Source organism: uncultured Campylobacter sp. (genome assembly GCF_938017615.1).
Classification (GTDB): domain Bacteria; phylum Campylobacterota; class Campylobacteria; order Campylobacterales; family Campylobacteraceae; genus Campylobacter_B.
The window spans coordinates 1-6,755 of record NZ_CALIJA010000072.1 but is presented as its reverse complement, the minus strand read 5'-3'; the positions used below and the strand labels follow the sequence as shown (position 1 = coordinate 6,755).

5 protein-coding genes are annotated in these 6,755 nt (G+C 42.7%); all 5 read right to left on the bottom strand.

What is annotated here, in order from left to right; translation table 11 throughout:
• Positions 1 to 1,269: 1,269 nt before the first annotated feature.
• On the bottom strand, positions 1,270 to 2,580 hold the full coding sequence (locus Q0620_RS03355) for a sugar transferase (RefSeq protein ID WP_298783206.1): 1,311 nt from the start codon (positions 2,578 to 2,580) through the stop codon (positions 1,270 to 1,272).
• 1 nt (position 2,581) lies between these two features.
• Positions 2,582 to 3,946, bottom strand: coding sequence for a mannose-1-phosphate guanylyltransferase/mannose-6-phosphate isomerase (locus tag Q0620_RS03350; protein WP_298783205.1), 1,365 nt, complete (start codon positions 3,944 to 3,946; stop codon positions 2,582 to 2,584).
• Positions 3,939 to 5,063 (bottom strand): glycosyltransferase family 4 protein, encoded by a 1,125-nt coding sequence (locus Q0620_RS03345; protein WP_298783204.1) that lies wholly within the window; start codon positions 5,061 to 5,063, stop codon positions 3,939 to 3,941. The genes Q0620_RS03350 and Q0620_RS03345 overlap by 8 nt, the downstream gene beginning before the upstream one ends.
• A complete protein-coding gene (locus Q0620_RS03340) occupies positions 5,060 to 6,151 on the bottom strand; it encodes a glycosyltransferase family 1 protein (protein WP_298783203.1) in 1,092 nt (363 codons plus the stop codon). Before Q0620_RS03340 ends, Q0620_RS03345 begins: the two co-directional genes overlap by 4 nt.
• Positions 6,152 to 6,216: 65 nt before the next feature.
• Positions 6,217 to 6,755 (bottom strand): glycosyltransferase (locus tag Q0620_RS03335; protein ID WP_298783202.1); only part of this gene is annotated, 539 nt, incomplete at its 5' end.

Below are 6,755 nucleotides of genomic sequence, written 5' to 3'. Positions count from 1 at the left end.
CCATATAATCAACAAAAACCAATAAAACAAGCACCGTCCCGCAATGAGAAAAAAAGAATAAATTTGAAAGAAAGAATTCATAAGGATTTTTAATTACTATCGGTTCTTTATCGTAGTCTCTTTGATTGAAATCGCTTAAATTTGCATTTTCGTTTGAGTTTAAATCACGTTTTTTAACATTTTTATTCCAGTTTTCAAATTTTCCAAATTTTATCCTTCCGTTTTCTTTGCTTTTCTCGTCATTGCGGTAAACTTTGCAAGCGAAGCAATCTGCCAACAATGAATTTATAAAATCTCAGTCCTCTTCTTACATTTAATTTGATTGCTTTTACGAATTCTATATCCACCTTACTTAAGTAGCTATAAATTCCTCGTGAGTCTTTAGCTGCTTCACTTACTCCCGTCCATTAGTAGATCAGCATCGATAAGAGCAATCTTAGAGCTTTGTTTTACGGTGTTAGAATTCTCGTCTATCGTTATCTCTTTATAGTTTAGATCGATACTTTTGATATTATTATCCGCAAGCGAGCTTAATTCTCCTTCATCGGTAATGCCGTTAGAATTCGTACCTTTCCAAATTTTAAGCTTATTAAATATCTCGTCCTTTTCGTCTATTGCGTTGTCGCCATTTAGATCATAGGCCTTTAGAGCCTCATAGCCGTTGGTCGCTTTTTATCTGTGTATCCGTAAGCGGTATTTGAAATAATGTGATTTCCGAATAGTTCATTTCCATTGTCTATTTTACCGGACACTATCCCCCTATCCCTCAAACAGATCAAAATTTTATCTGCAAATTCCCTAAATTTTAAAACAGCTGCCGCTTTTGCGAGATAGGCAATTTAAAATTTTAAAATACGTCGGTGAGAAAGTAAGAGTAAAATTTATCTGTCTTGTAAAAATTTTACGTCGTAGTATTCGCGCAGAAGCGGAAAGCGGCAGTAAATTTTATCAGGTAGCGCCTTTTTTGTGTGCTTAAGCAATACGATTTGTGCTAATAATTTTCCCGCGATACTACACAATCTTGGTCGTCCGCATTAAAGCATACCATTTTTGCGTAGTCTTATTTTACGCAAGCATGCGATGAAATTTCAAAATTTCAAATTTTGCGCTGCAAATTCCTAGATATTGCCGCACGATTGTATTTTTATATATATGATTTTAAATAATGTCAATTTAGCCTCAAGCGATTCTAATATCTTGGTTAAAGCGCTGTATTAAATTTAAAATTTATCTCAAAAGAGGCAGCCCCGTCTTAAACTCTATAAACTATCAACTTGCCCCTTGGCGCGCTAAAACGACTTTGAAGGTTTTTAAAATAATGACGATGTCGTTCCAGATCGACCAGTTTTTCATATACCACGTATCCATACCGGCCCTGGTCGCAAAATCCACATCGCTGCGCCCGCTCACCTGCCAAAGCCCCGTAATGCCGGGCTTGACGGCTAGGATGAGATCGGCGTATTCGCCCATATCCTTGCGCTCATATTGCGCGCATGGGCGAGGACCAACGATGCTCATTTCGCCCTTTAGGACGTTGATCAGCTGCGGAAGCTCATCTAGCGAACTTTTTCGCAAAAAATCGCCCAGCTTCGTGATACGTGGATCATGCTCATATTTGTGATATTTTTCAAAATACTCCACCTCTTGTGGATTTTGCTTTAGATACTGAGCTAAAATTTCATCGCCGTTTTCTTTCATCGAGCGAAATTTCAGGCATCCAAACGGCTTACCGCCAAATCCCATCCTTTGATGCGAAAAAAATATGCGCCCGTCCGGTTCTTTTAGCTTCATCATCAGCGCGATTATACCAAAAATCGGCACCAACAAAGGAAGCGCTAAGAAAATTAGCGCTAAATCAAGCCCGCGTTTAAGAGCTAAATTTAAAGGGCTTTTCAAAGAATTTCGTATCGCAAAGAGGCTGGTGCGCGAAGCAAAAACGCTGTAAATATCTGTCTGCGTGAAATCATATGAGCGTAACACGGGTGTGAATAAAATTTCTTTGTTCTTTCTGATATTATGCTCGATAAGCTCGTTCAAGGCTTTCGCCCCAAGCCTGCTTCCGCCGATAAACAACACGTCGTAATCGCCGCCAAGAGCTCTAACATATCCTAAATACGCGCTTTCTAAGACGGCGCTCTCAAACTCTTCGCCCTCGCCTAAAATTTTCGCCCTCTTTCGCCATAATCCAAATTTAAAAAGCTTCCTTTTCGTTACGAGCTTAAAAAGCGGCAAAACCACCGCCATAAAGGCAAAGCTCAAAATAAAGCTGGCGCGCGAAAATTCGTAATTGACTTTGATTAAAGCAAGCAACGCAAGGCTGAGCAAAAGCCCAAAAAAGCAGCTTCTCACTAAAATTCTACTCTCGTGCCAAAAATCATATCGCCTCGAATAGATCCCTTGATAAAAAAACAAAAATATCATTATGACGTAGGACGGCGCGAAGCCCTGATACCTGCCGATATCCAGCAGCACGCTATCGCCGTAGAGCAGATTTTTAAGCACCACGGCAAGCCCGAAGCAAAGCCAGATGCCGAAAATATCGACCGCCAAGATTATCAAAATGCAGAGTTGCTTTTTCATCCTAACCCCTATTAAAATCGTCTTGCAGGCGCACGATATCGTCCTCGCCGGTGTAGCTGCCGACTTGAGCTTCGATTAGTACGACAGGGATTTTGCCCTCATTTGCGAGGCGATGGACCTCACCCATCCTGATGAACGTCGATTCATTCTCGCGCAGCAAGAAATTTCGCTCACCCACAGTCACGGTCGCAGTGCCGCTAACGACGATCCAGTGCTCGTTGCGATGGTAGTGCTTCTGCAGCGATAGTCGCTTGCCGGGCTTAACGACGATGCGCTTGATCTTGTAGCCGCGCTCATCTTCGAGCACAGTGTAGCTGCCCCACGGGCGGTGCGTCGTTACGTGCACGCGCGCCAGATCGCTATCCCTCAGCCGCTCCACCACCTGCTTTACCTTTTGAGTAGAGCCTTTTTTACATACGAGCAGGGCGTCCTTGGTATCGACGATAGCGAGATCCTCGACGTCTATGGCGGCTATAGTGCGGCCCGAGCCGATGATGAGATTGTTTTTAGAATTTAGAGTGATATTTTGCTCGCTTGCAGTGTTGCCGTTCGCGTCTTTAGGCAGCTCGGCGTCTAAGCTATCAAAGCTTCCCAGATCGCTCCAGCCGATGTCTGCAGGTACGACCTTAGCAAGGCTCGTGCGCTCCATAACTGCGTAATCGATGCTATCTGCGGGGATCTCTTGCATATCGCCTAGTTTAATTCTAATCGGATTTTCCGCGTTAGAATTTTCATAGGCACGAACGCAGGCTTCGTAAATTTCAGGGCTACGCGCTTTTAGCTCGCCTAAAAATACGCCCGCTTTAAACATAAACATGCCGCTGTTCCAGTAAAAATTCCCCGCCGCTATGTAGCTTTGCGCTGCCGTAAGATCCGGCTTTTCGTGAAATTTTAAAACGTCCTCGCCGCTTGCTTCGATATAGCCGTAGCCCGTATTTGCATACGCAGGCTTGATACCAAACGTCACCAAAAACTCCTGCTTCGCAAGCTCATGCGCGCGCAAGACGCTGTTTTTATACGCTGCCTCATCTTTAATTAGATGATCGCTCGGCGTTACAAAAACGATCTCCTCGGCTTTTAGGCTCAAGCACGCAAGTGCGATCGCAGGAGCCGTGTTTCTGCCGACGGGCTCGAGAAGAAATTTCACGCCGCGCGCACCTAGAGCCTCAAGCTGATCGAGCGCCAAAAAATACTGCTGCTCATTTGAGACGACGAGCGTACGCTCGCATAGTGGGGAGTTTCGCTCATAACTCATCATAAAAAGCGAGCGATCGTCAAAGAGGCGCACGAACTGCTTTGGCATAAGCGTGCGGCTGATGGGCCACAGCCTCGTGCCGCTGCCGCCGCTTAGGATTATATTAGTCATTTTGGCCGTCCTTAAATTCCTCATATTTTTTCTCGACGTAGCTTTTGATCTCGGCCTCAAAGCGCGCGCGCGAAAATTTTAAAGAATTTTCTCTGATTTTTGTAGGCTCAAATTTATCATAATTTTGCTCAAATTTAGCTACGGCGGCGAGCAGCTCCTTTGCGTTTTGCTCCATAAAATACAGCCCGCTCTCGCCATCAATCACCGTCTCGCGAGCGCCGCCGCGCCCAAAGCAGATCACCGGCGTACCGCATGCCTGCGCCTCCACCGGCGTAATGCCGAAGTCCTCCTCAGCGGCAAAAACGAATGCCTTAGCCCGCCCCATGAGATCCGCCATTGTTTCATCGTTCGCAAAGCCCAAAAGCTCGACATTTTTGCCCGTTTTTGATTTGATTTTTGCCATATCGGGGCCGTCGCCGATGACAAGCAACTTTTTATCCGTCTGCGAAAATGCCTCTACGATAAGATCGATCTTTTTATACGGCACCATACGCGAGGCGGTGAGGTAAAACTCCTCTTTGGCTTCGCGCAGAGTAAATTTATCCACGTCCACGGGCGGATAGATGACGTCGCTAGGCTTACCGTAGGTTTTTTTGATACGGCGCGCGATGTAGCGGCTGTTTGCGACGTAGTGATCCACGCGGTTTGCGGTACTTGCGTCCCAAAGGCGAATTTTATGTAAAAAATACTTCGCCAGCATACCCTTTAGACCGCGGTCCAGCCCGCTTTCGCGCAAGTACTGATGATATAGATCCCACGCGTAGCGGATCGGCGTGTGTACATAGGCGATATGAAGTTGGTTAGAGTGCGTCAGCACACCCTTTGCGACGGCATGCGAGCTGGATAGCACGACATCGTAACCGCTTAAATCAAACTGCTCGATCGCAAGCGGAAATAGCGGCAGGTAGTTGCGATATTTGTCCTTTGCAAAAGGAAGTTTTTGGATAAAACTCGTGTGAGCGTGCTTGCCTTTTAAAATTTTATCCCGGTCGGTGCCGCTTAAAAAGTCGATGAGGCTGTAAATTTCAAAATCATCCCATATATTGGTAAAACTCTCGACGCATTTCTCCGCACCAGCATAGGTGCTGAACCAGTCGTGGATAAGGGCTTTTTTCATTGCAAATTCTCCATTATTTCGATAATCTGCTTAGCCGAGCGCTCCCAGCTAAATCTTTTTACATTTTCAAAACCTTTAGCGCGAAGCTCGTTTTGTAAATTTTTATCGTTTAAAACAGTTTGAATTTTATTTCTCATATCTTCTATGTCATTCGGATCAAAATAAACAACGCTATCACCGCAAACTTCAGGCAAACTTGCAGCATTTGAGCAAACGACCGGACAACTACACGCTTGTGCCTCAAGCGGCGGAATACCAAAACCCTCGTATAGCGATGGAAATACGAATAATTTCGCCAAATTATAAATAGCGGCGATATCCGCGTCTTTAACATAGCCCGTAAAAAATATACGATTGCCAAGATTTTTTGTCTGAATAATCTCAGAAATAGTGCTATCGCCCGTTATGAAGCCGTCCTTTTTGCCCACTATAACCAAATTGAGATTCGTCTTTTCTAATGCAAATAATAAATTCTTTAAATTCTTATGCGGTTTGACATTTCCCACAAATAGAACGAAATCATTAGGAAGGCTATAATACTTTGCCGCCGCTTCTAAGGTATTTGAATCGCAATGGCGATTAAAGCGCCTCTCATCTATTGCGTTTGGTACAACGAAAATATTTTTACCGGTTTTAGTGTATTTTAATATCTCACTCCGCGAAAAATTTGAAACGCTAAGAACTATATCGCTTCGGTTTAGTGCTTGATTAAAAAGCGTTTTTGCATATATTTTCTGCATAAAATTTAGCGTATCGTAGAAAGCCAAATGGAATACGTCATGGATAGTAACCACTCTAAATTTCGCTCTTATCGGCAGGATTGGGATATTAAAATGTGGAGACCAAAAAATATCACATTCAGGAATTGTTAAAGGCAGTTCAAGCTGCTCTTTTACAGAATAAATTTTGCATTCGCATTCTAAAATTTGAACACTTTTACTCCAAGCATAGTCCTGCATCTCGGCTCTACTACCAAGCAGAATAACTTCAAATTTTTCTACCAAAAAAGGTAGTAGCGATTTGATATATGTACCTATACCGGATGCTTTATGCATACGAAAATCAATTACTAACTTTTTATACTGCATTTATTACTTTCGTTTCGCCTCATCGTTTAAATTTAAAAATATTATAAATGAAATTATATCTAATTTTAAATGATATGTCGTATCTTTTCTCTCCAATCATTATCCTTGGCAAAATTTAAAATTTCAGTCTTGTCGCTTTTACTTAAATCTAGAGATTTTTTTATATATCTTACAAAGTCCTCTTTTGAACTTGCCAATAAAGCAGGACTGTTAAGCCGCTCCAACTCTCGCCATTTAGTTGCTACCGTATGAAGTCCAGCCGCAGAATACTCATATAGTTTTAGAGGGCTTATAGAATGAACCAAATCCATATCCAGTCTAAACGGGATTATACCGACATCTGAAAATTGCAAAAAAGAGGCAATCAAATCATTATCGACCTTGCCGTAAAACGTAATATTTTCTCTAGATCGTATTTGATCAAAATTGTCGGGTTTAAATTTTATAGCTCCAATTACTAAAAAATGCACATCTTTTAGCTCTTCGGCGATATAATCTAATAGACTGAAGTCAAACCAGCTTTCGATAGCGCCCACATAAACAGCAACCGGTTTTGTAATCGCGCAAAAAAAATCCGGTTTATCGTATTTTTTTTGAAATTTAT